The organism is Stenotrophomonas maltophilia, assembly GCF_900186865.1.
GTDB lineage: Bacteria > Pseudomonadota > Gammaproteobacteria > Xanthomonadales > Xanthomonadaceae > Stenotrophomonas > Stenotrophomonas maltophilia.
Genome location: NZ_LT906480.1, coordinates 1,914,732 through 1,930,455, shown reverse-complemented (window position 1 = coordinate 1,930,455; position 15,724 = coordinate 1,914,732). Strand labels below are relative to the sequence as shown.

The 15,724-nt window shown below is 59.5% G+C and carries 16 protein-coding genes; 13 read left to right on the top strand and 3 right to left on the bottom strand.

Translation table 11 applies throughout. The features are described 5' to 3' along the window. Positions 1-322: 322 nt before the first annotated feature. Together CKW06_RS23560 and CKW06_RS09320 are read right to left on the bottom strand one after the other, a co-directional pair. Positions 323-1,336 carry a hypothetical protein gene (locus CKW06_RS23560; RefSeq protein ID WP_134967741.1) on the bottom strand — a complete coding sequence of 338 codons (1,014 nt, stop codon included), beginning with the start codon at positions 1,334-1,336 and terminating at the stop codon, positions 323-325. A gap of 285 nt (positions 1,337-1,621) precedes the next feature. Beyond that, positions 1,622-1,858 (bottom strand): hypothetical protein, encoded by a 237-nt coding sequence (locus CKW06_RS09320; RefSeq protein WP_143568571.1) that lies wholly within the window; start codon positions 1,856-1,858, stop codon positions 1,622-1,624. 168 nt (positions 1,859-2,026) lie between these two features. Between CKW06_RS09320 and CKW06_RS09315 the strand changes: the two genes are divergently transcribed. The 9 genes from CKW06_RS09315 (at position 2,027) to CKW06_RS09285 (ending at position 12,773) form a co-directional block, all read left to right on the top strand. Next, a complete protein-coding gene (locus CKW06_RS09315) occupies positions 2,027-3,139 on the top strand; it encodes a hypothetical protein (protein ID WP_134967742.1) in 1,113 nt (370 codons plus the stop codon). Positions 3,140-3,374: 235 nt separating this feature from the next. Next, positions 3,375-3,659 (top strand): HNH endonuclease, encoded by a 285-nt coding sequence (locus tag CKW06_RS24120; protein ID WP_327083332.1) that lies wholly within the window; start codon positions 3,375-3,377, stop codon positions 3,657-3,659. A gap of 56 nt (positions 3,660-3,715) precedes the next feature. Continuing rightward, a complete protein-coding gene (locus tag CKW06_RS09305) occupies positions 3,716-7,093 on the top strand; it encodes a UvrD-helicase domain-containing protein (protein ID WP_024956671.1) in 3,378 nt (1,125 codons plus the stop codon). Positions 7,094-7,175: 82 nt separating this feature from the next. Then, on the top strand, positions 7,176-7,475 hold the full coding sequence (locus CKW06_RS09300; RefSeq protein WP_024956670.1) for a hypothetical protein: 300 nt from the start codon (positions 7,176-7,178) through the stop codon (positions 7,473-7,475). A gap of 192 nt (positions 7,476-7,667) precedes the next feature. Then, the gene (locus CKW06_RS23555; RefSeq protein ID WP_134967743.1) at positions 7,668-7,973 is read left to right on the top strand and encodes a hypothetical protein; all 306 of its coding nucleotides are present in this window, start codon (positions 7,668-7,670) and stop codon (positions 7,971-7,973) included. A gap of 206 nt (positions 7,974-8,179) precedes the next feature. Continuing rightward, positions 8,180-8,233 carry a hypothetical protein gene (locus CKW06_RS24185; protein ID WP_425513466.1) on the top strand — a complete coding sequence of 18 codons (54 nt, stop codon included), beginning with the start codon at positions 8,180-8,182 and terminating at the stop codon, positions 8,231-8,233. A gap of 475 nt (positions 8,234-8,708) precedes the next feature. After that, the gene (locus tag CKW06_RS09295; protein ID WP_024956669.1) at positions 8,709-9,665 is read left to right on the top strand and encodes a hypothetical protein; all 957 of its coding nucleotides are present in this window, start codon (positions 8,709-8,711) and stop codon (positions 9,663-9,665) included. A gap of 61 nt (positions 9,666-9,726) precedes the next feature. Further along, positions 9,727-11,511, top strand: a complete 1,785-nt coding sequence (locus CKW06_RS09290) for an ATP-dependent nuclease (protein WP_024956668.1) — start codon at positions 9,727-9,729, stop codon at positions 11,509-11,511. Beyond that, a complete protein-coding gene (locus tag CKW06_RS09285; protein WP_024956667.1) occupies positions 11,508-12,773 on the top strand; it encodes an ATP-binding domain-containing protein in 1,266 nt (421 codons plus the stop codon). Before CKW06_RS09290 ends, CKW06_RS09285 begins: the two co-directional genes overlap by 4 nt. Positions 12,774-12,800: 27 nt before the next feature. Here CKW06_RS09285 and CKW06_RS09280 read toward each other — a convergent pair whose 3' ends face one another. Next, positions 12,801-13,133 carry a helix-turn-helix domain-containing protein gene (locus CKW06_RS09280; protein WP_024956666.1) on the bottom strand — a complete coding sequence of 111 codons (333 nt, stop codon included), beginning with the start codon at positions 13,131-13,133 and terminating at the stop codon, positions 12,801-12,803. A gap of 112 nt (positions 13,134-13,245) precedes the next feature. Here CKW06_RS09280 and CKW06_RS09275 point away from each other — a divergent pair, with 112 nt between their 5' ends. The 4 genes from CKW06_RS09275 (at position 13,246) to CKW06_RS09260 (ending at position 15,705) form a co-directional block, all read left to right on the top strand. Next, the gene (locus tag CKW06_RS09275) at positions 13,246-13,995 is read left to right on the top strand and encodes a hypothetical protein (RefSeq protein ID WP_024956665.1); all 750 of its coding nucleotides are present in this window, start codon (positions 13,246-13,248) and stop codon (positions 13,993-13,995) included. Positions 13,996-14,024: 29 nt separating this feature from the next. Then, positions 14,025-14,345 carry a lipoprotein gene (locus tag CKW06_RS09270; RefSeq protein ID WP_024956664.1) on the top strand — a complete coding sequence of 107 codons (321 nt, stop codon included), beginning with the start codon at positions 14,025-14,027 and terminating at the stop codon, positions 14,343-14,345. Positions 14,346-14,354: 9 nt separating this feature from the next. Beyond that, complete coding sequence (locus tag CKW06_RS09265; protein ID WP_024956663.1) at positions 14,355-14,819, top strand: hypothetical protein; 465 nt, start codon at positions 14,355-14,357, stop codon at positions 14,817-14,819. 112 nt (positions 14,820-14,931) lie between these two features. Beyond that, positions 14,932-15,705 (top strand): hypothetical protein, encoded by a 774-nt coding sequence (locus CKW06_RS09260; RefSeq protein WP_024956662.1) that lies wholly within the window; start codon positions 14,932-14,934, stop codon positions 15,703-15,705. The last annotated feature ends 19 nt before the right edge of the window (positions 15,706-15,724 follow it).

Here is a 15,724-nt window from a genome sequence, read left to right as displayed (position 1 = left end):
CGAACGGCGACTTGCACGTAAGGTGGCCGGCCCGCGTGGACAGCCTCACCAAGGTGAGCCCCTACGTCAATACCAACGCGTGGCGTGCGCCGTTGAGGGCGCCACGCCACCCGCTGGCGTTGGGCATGACGTCCGATCGACGCGACCGGACGACCTTTTGCTACGGGAAAAGCATGCTAGACCCGAAAAGGGCTTAACAGAGGATCAGAGCGCCTGAGAGTTCAACTGAATCCGGCAACTACACCTGTATTCCCCGCTGATCGGCAATCTCATTCATCGATGGAGAGCCCCGTTCAAGGGGCTCTCTAAATGCTACAGCCATCTAAGGCTGGTCACCATAAATTTGCTTCCGCAACTGCATTTCCGAGGCAGCCGCCCTCTCCATCTCCATCTCATCTCCAAAGTACAGCTTTTTAGTATTCTCCACCGTATCTGGACCATACTTGGCTTGGACACCCTGCTCGAGAGTTAGTCCCTCTTTCGCACATTCCCCAATATCAAAAGCTTGACCATAAAACACTGCAGCATAGGCAGGCGAGGATCTACGACGCACCACGCTCTTTGCTCGTTCGACAGCTTCGGCTACGGCGTCACCGGTCCTGTAGCTCCTATCACTTTGCACATCCGCTAACAATTGACAAGAGACAGGTTCAGAGGCATCGAGAAGAGCGTTGATCTGCGCTACCGATGTCAACGTTCTCTCATCTTCGCTCTCCTGCTCCTGTTGCTCCCTCTGGTGCTGCGCCCTCTGCGCTTCTCTTATCTTTTCATCGACCAGGGCTACCGCAACGCGAGACACTAGCCGTTCCGGTGAGGCAGCGCAGGCCACTTCTACTTCTTGCCGATATGCCTCCAAATCCTCCTTACCAGGCTTGAAGATGAACCCAACAACCGAAGCAGCTCGTCGCTCTTCAATAACGGAAGAGAGATAATTGACTTCCGCATTGGGTGGCAGGAGTCCATCAGTCGAAGCTTTGCAGCTCGCAAGCCCGACGTCTCTTCCGTGTCGATCATAGCTAGACTTCACCGTTTGACGGAAAACATCAGCCAAGGAACGCCCTGTATCAGCCAAACATTGGGAAATAATGTCTTGATCCACGTCCTTTCTTGGCTTGGACCTTCCTTTTAGGACGTTCTGAAAGTAATACTCGACATCTGAGTCCCCCTTGTAGCTAGCAGCGGCGGCTTGAAAAACCGTCTCTATCTGGCGATTGACCGCAAAGTCATCGCCCATCGACTGGCTATCGGCGAGCTGCTCGCACTTAAGCTTAGAATCGAGTGAGATTGCTGGCGCTTTGTTGCCTGAGCAAGCAGCCAGGAAGAGGAACACCGTCATGACGGTTAACGATTTTATGCGCATACATCCCCTGTAATTTAAGCGTCTTGCCGAAACGGCGGAGCATTCTACATCGCAGCGCCACTCGGCTGTGGAACTGGGCCTGAGGTCCACCGACAAGGCGCACTTAAATACGTCAGTGCCGCAGCCATGGTATGGATGCACGTAGCAACAGGGCCACCGCTGCGAACCATGTGTACCGCAGTCTCCTTAGACCGCCAGTCCATCAACTTGTTGCGCGAGTGCTTTCAAGTGAGGGACAAGCGTTCCGAGGAGGTCCCCTCCTCATCCGAAGGTGTGCTGCGACCCCAGCACGGTCCATCCTCGGTCCATCAGGTCGCATCGATGCAGCCAGCACTCTCTCTCAGTCATCCTGACTGGATGGTCGGCTGGCACCTCGACCGGCTCCAGTGTTCCTAGAACTGGTGGCAGCGTTGGATGGTCGACCTGGAACAGAACGTGGAGGTGCTCGCCAGTGTAGTCGGCGGTCATTCGATACAGCGTTAGGGTTGGTTTGCTCATGGAAGTTCTCCTATTGGGTAGCGTCGAAGCCGAGCCGGCTTGACTCAATTACTTATCCTCAAGCGCCCAAGAACTCGAACTACCCTTGTGCCGCAAGCGTTTCCATTTGAAAACGTCTTGGAAGACCTGAGTTCCGCTATCCTTTGCTGAACAGGGGACCACAACACCATGAGCCAACGGATCATTGGCCTGGCCTGTATGGCCATGCTCGCTGGATGCAACGCACCCACTCCACCGCCCACGGCGGGGCCCGAACCTATAGCGCTTCCGGCACCTGTTGCAGAGCCCGAACCAGTCTCCGTTCCGGAGGAAGTACCCGCTGCTGTGGCCGAGGAGCCAAAGGCACACGCCGATGATCCGGCGGTGGTAGCGCGCCTGAGAAAGCTGATCAAAGAAAGGGACGCATTGGGCACGAAGGTGTTCCGGGCTGGCGTGTCCATCGATGGGGCAAGTTCGGCCGGCACGGCATACAACGAAATCCACATCCCTGAGCACACGTGTTTTGTGCTCGGCCAGCTGCTGGACAAGGCGGACTTGGTAGCCCCATTGGCTATCGAATACGAGCCGGACTACGAGACTCAAACCACCGAAAATGCGTCAGATCTCCGCATCATGGGCAATTCCTTAGGCAACTTCGCCAGCGTTGCTCAGCGCGTGTTGGACATGCCGCACGACGAACGTGTGATCACTTGGAACCTGGACTGCGCCGGCCAGCTTGGCCTGCCCAAAGCCTACATCAAGCAGGAGGGACAATCCTCGTTCTACGTGGTGACGAACGAGGGCCATGCCCTGAAGGTGTTGGGTGACATAGAGGCCGGGTTTGCGCAGAAGGTCGAAGACGCCATCGAGGCTAACCCCACGGTAGAGGTCGTGATGCTGGGAAGTGGCGGGGGCTATATCGATGAAGCCATGAAGGCCGGTGCCTACATTCGACGCAAGGGACTGGACACCACCCTTTACAACAACTGCTACTCCGCGTGCCCCTTGGTCTTCATGGCAGGGGTTGAACGGCTGAACTGGTCGCCCTACCCCAAGCTGGGGTTCCATCAGATTTACACACCCGATGGCCAAGCCGTCCCGCTTGACAGCCAACCCTACCGGCTCGTGTTTGGCTACTTGACCCGCATGGGCATTGAACCTCGTTACGTGCTGCAGAAAATGTGGTCGGCGCCGCCGTCGGGCATGACCAACGTGGACGGACAGGACGAGGACCTCTGCCAGGCCAACATCACCACCTGGATTCAGCGGGGTTGTTCCAACCGAGACTACGGCCACCTGTGAGGGGCGGCCTCTTGCTCTGGCCCCTGACACGCCGTATAAAGCACCTGCCGGTCGCTAAAGCGTCGGTGTTGTGCCCGCATAGCCAATAGGCTCCGGGTGCCCGAGGTCCACCCAATGGGGGCGCGGGAATCCTTTTCGATTCCGGAGCCCGCCGTTGAGCACAAAGACCCTCAAAACCCTGCGCACCCATTCTTTTCACGCCCAGCAAGGCCGTTGCTACTACTGCAGCAGTCCAATGTGGCTGTGCTCGCCCGACGAGTTGGGCCTGCGCCCCCGTTCGGCCGCCCTTTTTCGATGCACGGCAGAACACCTGCTGGCCCGCCAGGACGGCGGGAAGGACGTGGCAGACAACGTCGTGGCCGCGTGCCACCTGTGCAACCTGCGGCGACACAAGCGCCCTACCCCGGCCCCCTCACCCGACGCCTATCGCGTCCGTGTCCAGCAACGCATGGCCAAGGGGACTTGGCGCCCTGCCCTGTCCAAGGTGGCCGCCCACAAAGGCTTTCACGCCTTATCATGACGTGATCGGCTTCTCACTTTGGCGTTGGATGATCGCGGGGCATGGACAGCAAAAGGATGGCGAAGGAATGGACCCCGTCGTGGGCGGGCCGACACGTAACGGGATCATCGGATTGGCGTTTGCGCCTTGAGGGCTTGGAGCTCGCCTTGGCGCTGGACGGACGCACCCACCGGGTCAACGTCGAGGACGAGGCCACTTACCGCGTCAACACCGGCACCTTCTGGACCGACATCACGTTCCATCCTGGGCAGGGCCGGGAAGTAAGGGCCGACGGGCTGCCCAACGTCCAGGGCGCCGCCTTGGTTCAAGCGTTGAACGTGGCATTGACAGAGAAACGCCTGCGCGAGGACGTGGCGTTCCTCAAGGGCCAGCAGCGCTCGATAGACGTGTGGCTGGACCACAAGGCAGACCAGGAGCGGGGCTGTTTGGAGCAGCGCCGCTGGTTCACCCACGAGCAGCAGGAGGACGTCCTCGCTGCCCGCCCCAAGATGGATGCGGCCGGTCTTCGATCGCGCCTAAAAAAGCCGGGCGTGGCGGTTCGATTGGGACCGGCTGCCCAGGCGATCGAGCGCTCGCTGGCAGCGTGGGAAGCCGACCACCGCCCTGCATGGGCCGCGCTCAACGCTGCCCACGTGGACCGCGAATTGGTGGCCTGCAAAGACTTGCTGGACCGGGTGGAGAGCAGACCGCTCACCCCGGAACAGGCAAGGGCCGTGGTGTGCTTCGACAACCGTGTGCAGGTGGTGGCCTCGGCCGGCTCGGGCAAGACTTCGACCATGGTGGCCAAGGCGGCCTACGCCATCCACCGCGGGTTCGTGGATCCCAAGCGAATCGTCCTGCTGGCGTTCAACACGGACGCCGCCGAAGAGCTCAAGAAGCGCGCGGTCTTGGCGTTTGAGCGCTTGGGCATGGGGGACGTAACCGTGGAGGCGTCCACCTTCCACGCGCTTGGTTTGCGCCTCATCGGCAAGGCCACCAGGGAAAAGCCCGACGTTCCCGATTGGGCCACCGACGCGGCTGGTGGCGTGCGAAAGCTCACCGACCTCGTGGACCAGCTCAAAGACCAGTCGCCCACGTTCCGCCGCCAGTGGGACCTGTTCCGCTTCGTCTTTGGCAAGGACCTTCCAGCGTTTGGTGCACCGGAGCCGTCCGACGTATGGGACGCCCAAGGCAAGGGCGCGCTGGTCACCAACCGCGGCGAGCGGGTGAAGAGCGTGGAAGAGGTGATGATCGCCAACCTGCTCTTCTTAAACGGAGTCGACTACCGCTACGAGGCCCCCTACCCCCACCGCACCGCCGACGAAACGCACCGGCAATACAAGCCCGATTTCTACTACCCCGACTTGAACCTGTTCCACGAGCACTTCGCGCTCGACGCCAATGGCGTGCCACCAGCGCACTTCGAAGGCTACATGGATGGGGTGATCTGGAAGCGACAGCTTCACGCGGAGAAAGGCACCGAGCTGTTTGAAACCACCAGCCACGGGTTGCGCCACGGCGACGACTTCGATCGGCTGGAGCGCGAACTGACCGACCGGGGGTTGGTGCTCGATCCCAACCCTGACCGGGAGATTCCCAAGGAAGGCCAGCAGCCCATGGCATCGGTCGAGCTCGTTGGGCTGGTGCGCACGTTTATGAGCCACGCCAAGAGCAACGGCTTGAGCGCATCGGATCTGCATCAGCGGTTGGACGCGATGCCCGCCGACACCTTCAAGCTGCGCTACCAGATGTTCCTGGACATCGCCGTTCCGGTGATGGCGGCGTGGGACGAAGCCCTGGCAGCAGAGGATGGCATCGACTTTGAGGACATGCTCAACCTCGCCGCCAGCCATTTGGAAGGCGGGCGCGTGGAATCGCCTTACGACCTGGTGATGGCCGACGAGTTCCAAGACGCCTCGCGCGCCCGGGCCCGGTTGTGCCGTGCACTGGTCCAAGGCAAGGGCCGCTTCCTCTTCGCTGTGGGCGACGATTGGCAGTCAATCAACCGCTTTGCCGGCGCGGACGTGTCGGTGATGACCGGCTTTCGCCAGTGGTTTGGTCACGGCCAAGTGCTCAAGCTGGAGCAAACGTTCCGATGCCCCCAGGCGCTGTGCGACGTCTCCAGTGCATTTGTCTCCAAGAACCTGGGGCAGATCGCCAAGCGCGTGCATTCGGCCACCCCTGCCCATGGCCCAGTGCTCCAAGCGTTCCAGGTGGACACCAAGGACCAGCTGGCCGATGCAATCGACCGCTTCGTGGTGAACTTGGCCGAGGGGGTGCGCGATGGCACGATCCCGCCGGGGCGCAACGGCAAGGTGTCGGTTTATGTCTTGGGCCGCTACAACGCCGATCGGCAGTATGTGCCGATGAGGCAAAGCCGGTTCAACCGCTGGGTGGAGGTTTCCTTTCTGACCATCCACCGCTCGAAAGGCAGCGAAGCGGACTACGTCATCCTCCCGGAAATGATCAGCGCCCCGCGTCGGCGCAGCTTTCCTAACACCCGCACCGACGATCCGGTGTTGGCCCTTGCCATGCCCGAAGGAGACACCTTCCCGCTGGGCGAAGAGCGCCGGCTCTTCTACGTGGCCCTGACCCGGGCCCGGCGCACCGTGGCGATGTTCACCGCCCGTGGTCAACGCTCGATGTTCCTTCGGGAGTTGGTGGAAGACGGGATATTGGGGATCACTGACACCGATGGCGAAGCCGTCAAGGAAGAAGCGTGTCCGGCATGCAAGCAAGGCGTGCTGGTGCTGCGCACCGGCCCTTATGGGGAGTTTCGCTCCTGTTCCAATTTCCCCGTTTGCAGCTACAAGCCGAGGCGACGCGGTGTAGACCCCTCTCCGCTCGCCACCCCACCGTCGCTCCCGAAACGCGCGTCGGCGGTGCACCCGAGCCAGCCGGTCCGCTCTGCCTCCGTTCCCCAGCCTACACCTCCCAGTCGGACACTCTTCTCCTTGCTCGAATCCTTCAACAATGGGCTGGCGGAGATCAATCGCAATGTTTCCCGCGCCAGCGCTGTGCAAAGCGCGACGTCCGACTTGAAGCACCGAATCTTCGCTGAAAGAAGCACGATAGAAAGTGCATTGGAGTTGGCGCGATCCGCAATCTCGTTGGAAGAAAAACTGAAAGACCCTCGCTTCAAGGAAGCCTACGAATCGCTGTCCGAAGCACTGGATGCAAACCGCCACGAGCCCGAAGAGGCGCAGTCGTGGGTGGAAACCCCACTGCCGACGTTCTCGCGCAGCCAGCAGCATCCAGACGAAGACATTGATGCCGCGATTCAGCGGTCGTTTGATGGGCTGAGGGAGGATCGGGACGCATTCCTGTCCGCAATCCATGGTCAGCTCGCAGGGGACTCCGTTCTGCGCCACCACTTTCTGACTTCGATCGAAAAGCTGCACGGACGCCACTATCTGGTAGCCCTAGACCCCACATCCTCTTGGCACCGCATCTAAGGAACCCATGTGGAAGAGGTTGCGTGCAACTTGTGGAACTCAAAGGCTGTGGGATGATGGCCACATAAGCAAGGAGCCGGGCATGACCATCCAACTTGACTACCTCCTGTATGGCCTGGCTGCAGCGGCGGTCTCTGGCGTCATCTTCGCCTTCAAGCGCGATGCACTGATCCGCAGTCGCAACGCCTCCAAGATCGAGCACCTGAAGGCCGGCCTCCCCGCCTCCCCGTCCCATCGGGCTTCGCTCGATGAGGTCGACGACACCGTTAAAAAGATCGACAACAGCTTCTTGCTGCAGGACGAGGATCCCTACGGGAACCATCTGTCGACCAGCGGTGAGCCGCATGGCTACTGGGGCCGGAACCGTGTCGGCCCGGGCTGAGCGAACTTCGACTGCCAAGATGCAAAACGGCGGCTAGTGGCCGCCATTTTTTCCTCACGGCCGTCTTTCCTCCCCCCATCCTCCGAACGCGGCCAACAAACTGACCTAGTCCAGCAATAGGAGGTTCGGTTGAGCGCAACTTTGCACCTGACTGATGCATGAGAACATTCCAGAAGAAATCCGGAGAACGCCGTGTCGCCCATCACCACCTACGCTCTCATCGCGGCTCTCACCGTGGTCGTTGTTGCGGCTCTGGTCTACGCCTTCAGGCGAGACGCAGAATCCGAACGAACTAAAACGGCGAAGGTGCTAAGACTCACGCAGGCGCTGCCCGCTTCACGTCCATACAACGAAACAGCCGCCGAGGCGGAAGTGACACTGCCGAAAATCGAGACATCCGCGTTCAGCGATACGGAAGATGCCTATCGTAGGAACCACGTCTCGGTGATCGGTGAACGCGATGGATTCCACGGAACAAGCAACATCGGCCCTCCTTAAGATCGAATGACAGCACGACCATTGAAACCCGACTTCAGCCGGCCATACTGGAAACGCATCTAGGAACCTTAGGACTCTTGTTTTTGGCCAGTGACCGAGAGTGCGGGGGACCACCAAGTGACGCGCCACAAGGGAGTTTCACTGGGCAGCTCCTCTCGCGTTTCTGCAGGACAGCCTGACCAGAACGTGGCCGACAACCGAGGTGGCTGGCTGCGCTGGTGCAGAAGGGCAAAGAGCCCAGTGAACTCCTGATCAAATAGTCGACAGCGTCGGGTTCCGAACGTACTCCAGGCAGGCTCAAGTCGGAGGAGAGCTTCGACTTCTGGCGACTTGCAACATGGGCTACTCAGGAGCAAAGTTCACTCATCCAGGGGGGACGTCGTTCCCTGCCGCGCTTCTCGACCGGCTCCTTCTTCTAGCTGTTTGATCTCTGCGTTGAGCGATTGAGTGTAGTCAGGGCCAAGGCAGAACTGCATGCAAATGAGACAAGACTCATAACCCATTTCTCTATTAACGGGGCTGGCGTCCCCGCCAGAGCGCTCTCTCATGAGAGCATTCTTGGCCACCAGCCATACTGTCAGCAGTCGAACGTAAGTTCCACAGAATTTCAATAGTGTTGACCTCACCCAAGGATCCAGTCCATTACCCTACCGATTCATCCAAAGAAGCGGTTGGAAGCCTCGCCTTCCGAGCCCAAGACGTTCTATCCTTCAATAAACCAAAAGGGGATGGGTCATGCCGGAGCATCCGATATACCGTAACGCGCTCAACGCGATACAGGTTGGCGTGGAGGATTTCAACGAAGGGTCCCCACCCCGACTGTCTTCAGCCGTCCGAAACCTGACCGCCGGCATTCTCCTCCTGTGTAAAGAGAAGCTTCGCCGCCTGTCGCCCGAAGACGAGATCTTGATTTGGAAGCAAATCAGCCCGTCGCTGGATGACAATGGGAAAGTCATCTTTGAGGGGTCTGGAAAGACGACAGTTGACGTCTCTGAGATCATTTCCCGCTTTAAATCGCTCGGCATTGAAGCAGATGGAAAGCTCTTAGACCGTATCACACGAGTCAGGAACCGGGTCGAGCACCACCACGTTGATGACGTGGGTCAGATCCGAGGCGCTTTCGCTGACGGTCTTCTTTTCCTCTCTCAGTTCATGCCGAAGCACCTAGGGGTGGACCCTCAGGACGAGATAGACGACGACTCCTGGGCCCTCCTAGTAGCCGAGAAGGAGATCGAAGACCGCCTCAGAGCAGAGTGCAGGGCGTCTTACGCTCCAATCGACGGGCCTACCTCGCTGACGGATGCTATTGAGCGCGAGGGGTGCCCTGAGTGCAGCTCCCATTTGGTCAGGCAAACTCAAGCCCAAAACACCAACCCATTTGAGGCCCAGTGGGCGTGCCGAGCTTGCGGTCATAGCAGCTCAAATCAGGAGTGGCTTGGTCGCATCCTTCCTAACTTCTTTGCCGGCGCAAGCTTCCTGGCTGCAAAGGATGGCGGGCCTGACCCCCTGGATACCTGTCCAGAATGTAACAAGGAGGCATATGTTCACGAGGAGGAGATGTGCCTCGCCTGCGGCTTTGAGCTTGAGCCGATCGAATGCGCCGTCTGTTCACAGCCACTTGGCCTAGACGAGTATGGCGAAACAATCTGTTCATATCACCGCTATGTCGCAGAGAGGGAGCGAGACCGGTAGAAAGCCGTAGGACATTTGTGGTTCTCGAGGAGGTCCTCGTCCGCCAACGCATAGGGAAATCATGCGAGTTGCAGATCTTGCCATCCATAACTTCCGTGGCGTGAGTGAGGGCTACTTGCGCTTCAGCAAACACGTGGTGCTAGTTGGGAGCAACAACACCGGCAAAACCACTGTTATCGAGGCCCTCACCCTGATCCTTGGTAGGGATCGTCTGATACGGGACCTCACGGAGCACGACTTCTTTGGGTCGGATCCACTGCCGGATGACCGCATCAAGCTGATTGCGACTATCACGGGCTTTGAAGGCAATGACCCCAATCAGCACTCCGAATGGTTCAGAGATGGACGCGCTGTCCCGAAGTGGTTGGACGAGGCGACCGGCAAGATTCACCCGTTGCCGACAGAGACCGCTAAACAACTCTGCTGCCAGATTGCAGTTCAAGCCTATTTTGACCGGCTGTCACTCACAGTGGAGGTCGTGCGCTACTTCCACGACCACGATGGCGCAGTCGACCCTTTCGATGAGGACTCGCCGGTAGCGGTTCCCCATCGGCTCATACAGCATTTTGGGTTCTTCCTGGTTAGAGCAAGTCGGACCTGGGATCGAGTGCTGTCGTGGGGCAGCGAGCTCTTTCGCAGGACCCTCCATGCCGCAGCCGCGCAGCCAGCCGGCGCTATCATTGCCCAGCGGGACCAGCTGCGATCGCCTGAAACAGCCATTGAGGACGACAGGCAGATTGCGCCCCTAGTTAACAGCGTGAACGATGAGGTCGCGCGCTGTATTGCAGGCTCGCCTAAGCTGAGGCTTCGTGTCACTTCCACGGACAGCCGCTCGGTATTGGATGCCGTGGCGGCCCACTACGCTGTGCCGAACGGACCTAGTGTGCCCGCCGCCCGCCAAGGAAACGGTTTGATTTCATTGCAGGGGCTGTTCCTCCTCCTTGAGCTTGGAAGACTGCGTGCTAAAGGCGGCGAAGGCTTCACCATGGCCTTGGAAGAGCCAGAGCTTCATCTGCCTCCGGCAACTCAGCAGCAGATTGTGCTGAGAGTCCAAGCACTGTCCTCACAGACATTTGTCACCACCCACTCTCCAACCATTGCCGCGATGGCTGATCCCACCTCCGTCTTGCTGCTTAGAAACACTGGTGGGATTTTGACCGCCAAGCCTTTCTTGGAGAAAAATCTTGATGGTCAAACGGCTAACTGGCGACGCAAGTTCTATCAGCACAACCGGACTGAGGTCATTAACGCCCTCATGCACTCGTTTGTGCTGGTCCCCGAGGGCCGTTCAGATCACCTGTTGCTACAGACACTTCTCAAGCCACTCATGCTTAGACAAGGCTGGGCAGGCGAGCATGCTCACTCATTCGGGTTGGAGGTCGGCCTAGTTCCAACCGAAGATGCCAAGGTTGTTGAGACTTGGACCGACCTTCAGCGGTTGCATCCGTGCGTTTGCTGCCTTGTGGACGGCGACGGAGAAGGCTTCCGATACTCCGCGGAACTTGCTCAGGCGGGGGCTCGTCCCGGCTCTATCATCAGGTGGTCCGATGGTCAGATGCTGGAAGATGTCCTGTCTTGGATCTTCTCTGCTGACCCAGCTGCGATTGCGGTAGTAACGAGGGATACTCCGACGTTGGCGGATGCCGATGTGCCCATGGTCGTAGCGCATGCAAAAACGAAGAAGTGCGACTTGGTGCTCTACGAGTCTATCGCGGATGCCATCGTCAGCAACGAGGCATGTAGAGGGCGAGCGTCGGAGCTATTCCAAGGCATGGCGTTGGCCTGCGCCGATCTGGAGAGCGCCCGCTTTAGCAGGGCCGAGAACATCTGGGTCTTCCAGCCATGACCGTTACCGTCTTTTCCGGCGGGGCGGGCAGTGGAAAGACATACCAGCTGATGCAGAAGCTTGCAGAGGTCATTGCCGAGACGCCTTTGGAGATCGGAAGTAAGGTTTTAGCGCTGACCTTCATGCACGGCGCTAGGCGACGCTTAGATGATCGACTTGCCCGGGTTCCGGGAATTGAACGTCGTTACGAATGCGCCACACTAGACAGCTTCGCCGCCCGGCTTGTTCGACGCTGGCAGTCGCTGGCTACCCAGGAGCACTACGGTGAGCCGCGTGAATCCGAATACGAAGAGACGTGCCGGGTAGCCGCAGCCCTTCTCAACCACCGCCGCGTCGTGCTCTGGGTGAAGGCCTCATATCCCATCTTGATCATTGACGAGGCTCAGGATCTCTCTGCAAACCGCCTAGATGTCGTCCGTCACCTCGCATCGGAACTGACAACGCTCATTGCTGCCGATGAGTTCCAGTGCCTGGACGGTGACCTTCGACCGAATCCGGCATGGGGCTGGCTCCAAACCCAAGAAGACCACGTAAAGCTGGAGCGGACGATGCGCACAAACGTGGATTCATTGCTCAACGCCGCCGCTGCACTCAGGTCTGGCTTGGATCTCCCCATCGGCCCCCGGTTCTCTGTCAGAGCGACAGCGAACGCTGCACTGGCGTCTACCTTCTTGAGTAACCAGATCGCATGGAAGGTAAGGGAGAAGTCCTTGGCAGTTATATCCCCTGTAGTGAAGGCCTTCGCAGAAGAGACTGTGATGACGTCTGCCACCAAAGCCACCAAGCAGGGCAATGGGCCCTACCGAGTCGATTGGGAACAGGCCGAGGAAAAGGTCGTGGAAGCACTCTTGGCTCGGATAGTGGCTCCCGCTGTTGCTACCCCAGCCGAGGCTTTGGAGGCCGTGAGAGCGACAGGCAATCAAGGTCTCTATGATGAGTTTGCCAACTGGGTGGACCGCTTGATTCGGACCAAGCGTGACGTAGCTATCTCTCGAGAGATGCTCTCAGCCGCCGTTAAACAGATTTGTGCAAGCCGCGTCAGGTTCCAGCGCTCTTCGGACTTCGGTTACAAGGCGATGTCCGTGCACAGGGCAAAAAACAGAGAATTCGACCATGTTGTGGTTCTTTGGCCTGCTGCAACGCCAGGAGACAGTGAACAAAAGCGGCGATTGCTCTACAACGCGGTGACCCGGGCAAAAGTGGAGTGCCTGGTACTCGTTCAGGCGAAGAAGCACATCGATGCGCCGCCCTTCAAGCAATAGCTAAGCGACGCCATACGCCGTCTATCGTTAAGCAGATTCTGACAGTTCGCGCAGCCTCTTCAACGCTTCCTTCTGCTTGGACGCAGGCAGTCGTGAGACCAGCAGGATGACCTCAGCGAGGGTGTCGGACGTGGCGTGGAAGTAGGCCACCGGAAGACCGAGCGCCTTCGCCAGAGCCTCTGAAGTGGCCGGGTCTGGGTCGTGCTGCCCTGTTTCGTAGCGGCTCACCCTCGTCGCTCCCGACACCGAGTCGACCATGCCAATGCGCTCAGCGAGCTGGGCTTGCGTCCAACCCTTCGCGACCCGCGCACTGCGCAGGCGCTTGCCATAGACCGTCGCGGGCGTCTTGGGTTGGGGCATCCGGAATCTTGCACCACAGCTGAACTCCTTCCAAGTCTGACGGTTGGAACCGGAATGCACATCTGCGATTATCGTAAATGCCACCGCGTCGGTGGTCTACAGGGGATTACCCATGCAGCACGCACGACAAGGAGCCGTCGCGCTCCTCGCACTGGCCATCGCCAGCTTCCCCGCCTTGGCCCAAGCACCCTCTGAAACGAAGCCCGGCTTCTTCCGGCAGCTGGGAAAGAGCCTGAAAGACGCGGGCCAGCAAGCACTGGGCGCCAAGCCAGCAACCAGCAGCACGTCCGCCGCTGGCCCGCTCTACACCCCAATCAGCGGTGCGGGCCACATCAACGGGCTGTTCAAGAACGAGAACCACCAGGCCGCCCAGCAGGGCCTGCTGGACTGGCCGCGGGTCGCGCTGACCTACAAGGAATGGGGCGCAAGCTTGCCCTGTTGGACCGTGGAAGCCCGGATCTGGACCGGCGCCACCGCCTCCACCACCGAGACCTTCCGCGCGTGCGCGGACGCCCCGTTGACCATCCGGGACGACTTGGGGGAAGAAGCGGAGCTCAACAGCAACGCCCGAGCCAAGGCCACCACCGACTTGATGGTGGGCTTGAGGGTACGCCCTGGGAAGCCGAACACCGGCGACGACCGAACCACCGGCCCTACCCCACCCAGGGAACCGTTCAACGTGCGCACGACCCGAGAGGGCGTGGCATGGCAGGCCCGGAGAATTGCCCTGAGCACCGCTTGGGTGTCCGGCTTCTTGCGAGCTGATGACCTCTATCCCGGTCCCTCCGGAATCTTGACGCCGTTCCGCGACAGCCGCATGTGGATCGCCGGCTTTGATCCGGCCGGCAACCGCGACAAGTAAGCCCCCACCTCAACCAGGAAGAGACCCTCATGAACACGATCAGGAACATCGCTTTCGCCGTGACCACTGCTTTGGCTTTGACGGCCTGCGGCAGCAAGCCCTCCGACGAGCAGGCCAAGAAGGCCATTACCGCCGAATTTGAGCGCGCGCTCGGCAGCCAAGTTTGGGTAAAGGAGTATCGGGACTTCAGCCTGAGCGGCTGCAAGAAATCGGAAACTATTGACGGAGTGATCTGCGACGTGGGCGGCTCTGTCGTCCTCGACATTGGAGGCGTCGCCCAGGCCCGGCCGTTCGTTCAGCCAGTGCGCTTCTCAAAGGCTTCTGGCGAGTGGACCGCCCACAAGCTCTGACCCGGCGCCATGACGACTACACCCTCATATGCGCACATCGGCTGCGCGACTGTCCTGCTCGGCGGGGCCGGCCTGGTGTTCACGGCTGGCGGTCTTGAGGCCCTGCAGCAGGAGGCCACTCTGGGCTGGCTCGCTATCGCTGGCGGTTTGGCCATCTGGACCGTCTTGGGCTTTCTCTACTGGATCAACGCCCGGGCATACCGGCGTCAGGAAGATGCCAAAGGGCAACCGTACGCCCCACCCTCGCCCCAGCGCGGCGGGTTCTGGAAAGGGTTCTTCGTGACCTGGACCATCGTGGTGGCCATCCACATGGCAGCTTTCCTAGGAATGGGTTTTGCCGACCTGTTGCCGCGTCCTGAGCAAAGCCGAGCAATCTTCAGCCTGCTCGTCCTGGCGTTGGTGCCGGCGCACGTGGTGGTGCCCGGTCTGGTGGCAATTGTCTACAGCATGATGCGCCGGACCTCGTCCAGGTAGGCGCTTCCTGATGTTCCCATCAAGAGGCCCCGCTTCGGCGGGGCCTTTGCGTTGCGTCCGTCCATTAAATCTGGCACAAGGATTTTAGGACGTATATCAGCGAGGAAAGGGAATGGCGGACACTGGAGCGGACGGGGAGCAGACGAAGAAGGAGGCAAGCAACCCGGGCGCGAAGTCGCCTTCGCACATCGCTTCTGCGCTAACAACGATGGCGGGCGGCATCTTGGCCGTAGCTACCCTGATCGGGTTCTTCCTTCATTTGTCCGGTGATGTCGCGCATTCGACCTACTTGACGGAGATGGGTGTTCCTGCGGGCCTCTTCCCCCAGGCCACCGATGCAAAAATCATCCATGGCTACTACGTGGTCATCATCCAAGGCATTCGGCTGATCAGCGACATTCCTTGGGGCATCGTGTTTACCATGATCGGAATGTCCACGCTGTCCATTGTCATCGCCCGTGCGCCCGTCAAGGAGAACACAGCGATGCGAGGGTGGCTTGAGCGGCGATCCTATTGGATCAGACAACCTATCGTTGCGCTCCTGGGATCAGCGGTGTTCCTCTCTGCCGCAGCGAGCGTCGGTTGCTTTGTCCTGCTACTGGCCATCGTGCCGGGCCTTGTAGGGGAGAAGTTTGGCAAAAGCAAAGCCGACGAAACAAAGAAGCTGCTTCTTGCGGAAGCCTCGGCAAAAGGCTCAGAACTCTGGAAGGAATCAGAGCGCCTCGCCGGAGGCCGCGTTGTTGAGGCGAGCGACAGCTGGATCGCAATCTACGACAGCGAGCTAAAGATGGTGCGAATTCTCAAAAACGATGGCGTTGAAATAAGAACTCACCTATCAACTGCAAAGGCGTCTTATCAGGCTAGTCCACCCATGCAATCGCAATAACTCCACCTGCTCAGGAGAA

Bases quoted from the DNA above. Each gene is read 5' to 3' on its own strand.
- CKW06_RS09280 (WP_024956666.1), bottom strand. From the start codon at position 13,133: ATGCCCCAACCCAAGACGCCCGCGACGGTCTATGGCAAGCGCCTGCGC.
- CKW06_RS09320 (WP_143568571.1), bottom strand. From the start codon at position 1,858: ATGAGCAAACCAACCCTAACGCTGTATCGAATGACCGCCGACTACACT.
- CKW06_RS09290 (WP_024956668.1), top strand. From the start codon at position 9,727: ATGCGAGTTGCAGATCTTGCCATCCATAACTTCCGTGGCGTGAGTGAG.
- CKW06_RS23560 (WP_134967741.1), bottom strand. From the start codon at position 1,336: ATGACGGTGTTCCTCTTCCTGGCTGCTTGCTCAGGCAACAAAGCGCCA.
- CKW06_RS09295 (WP_024956669.1), top strand. From the start codon at position 8,709: ATGCCGGAGCATCCGATATACCGTAACGCGCTCAACGCGATACAGGTT.
- CKW06_RS24120 (WP_327083332.1), top strand. From the start codon at position 3,375: ATGTGGCTGTGCTCGCCCGACGAGTTGGGCCTGCGCCCCCGTTCGGCC.
- CKW06_RS09315 (WP_134967742.1), top strand. From the start codon at position 2,027: ATGAGCCAACGGATCATTGGCCTGGCCTGTATGGCCATGCTCGCTGGA.
- CKW06_RS09305 (WP_024956671.1), top strand. From the start codon at position 3,716: ATGGCGAAGGAATGGACCCCGTCGTGGGCGGGCCGACACGTAACGGGA.
- CKW06_RS09300 (WP_024956670.1), top strand. From the start codon at position 7,176: ATGACCATCCAACTTGACTACCTCCTGTATGGCCTGGCTGCAGCGGCG.
- CKW06_RS09275 (WP_024956665.1), top strand. From the start codon at position 13,246: ATGCAGCACGCACGACAAGGAGCCGTCGCGCTCCTCGCACTGGCCATC.
- CKW06_RS09270 (WP_024956664.1), top strand. From the start codon at position 14,025: ATGAACACGATCAGGAACATCGCTTTCGCCGTGACCACTGCTTTGGCT.
- CKW06_RS09285 (WP_024956667.1), top strand. From the start codon at position 11,508: ATGACCGTTACCGTCTTTTCCGGCGGGGCGGGCAGTGGAAAGACATAC.
- CKW06_RS09265 (WP_024956663.1), top strand. From the start codon at position 14,355: ATGACGACTACACCCTCATATGCGCACATCGGCTGCGCGACTGTCCTG.
- CKW06_RS09260 (WP_024956662.1), top strand. From the start codon at position 14,932: ATGGCGGACACTGGAGCGGACGGGGAGCAGACGAAGAAGGAGGCAAGC.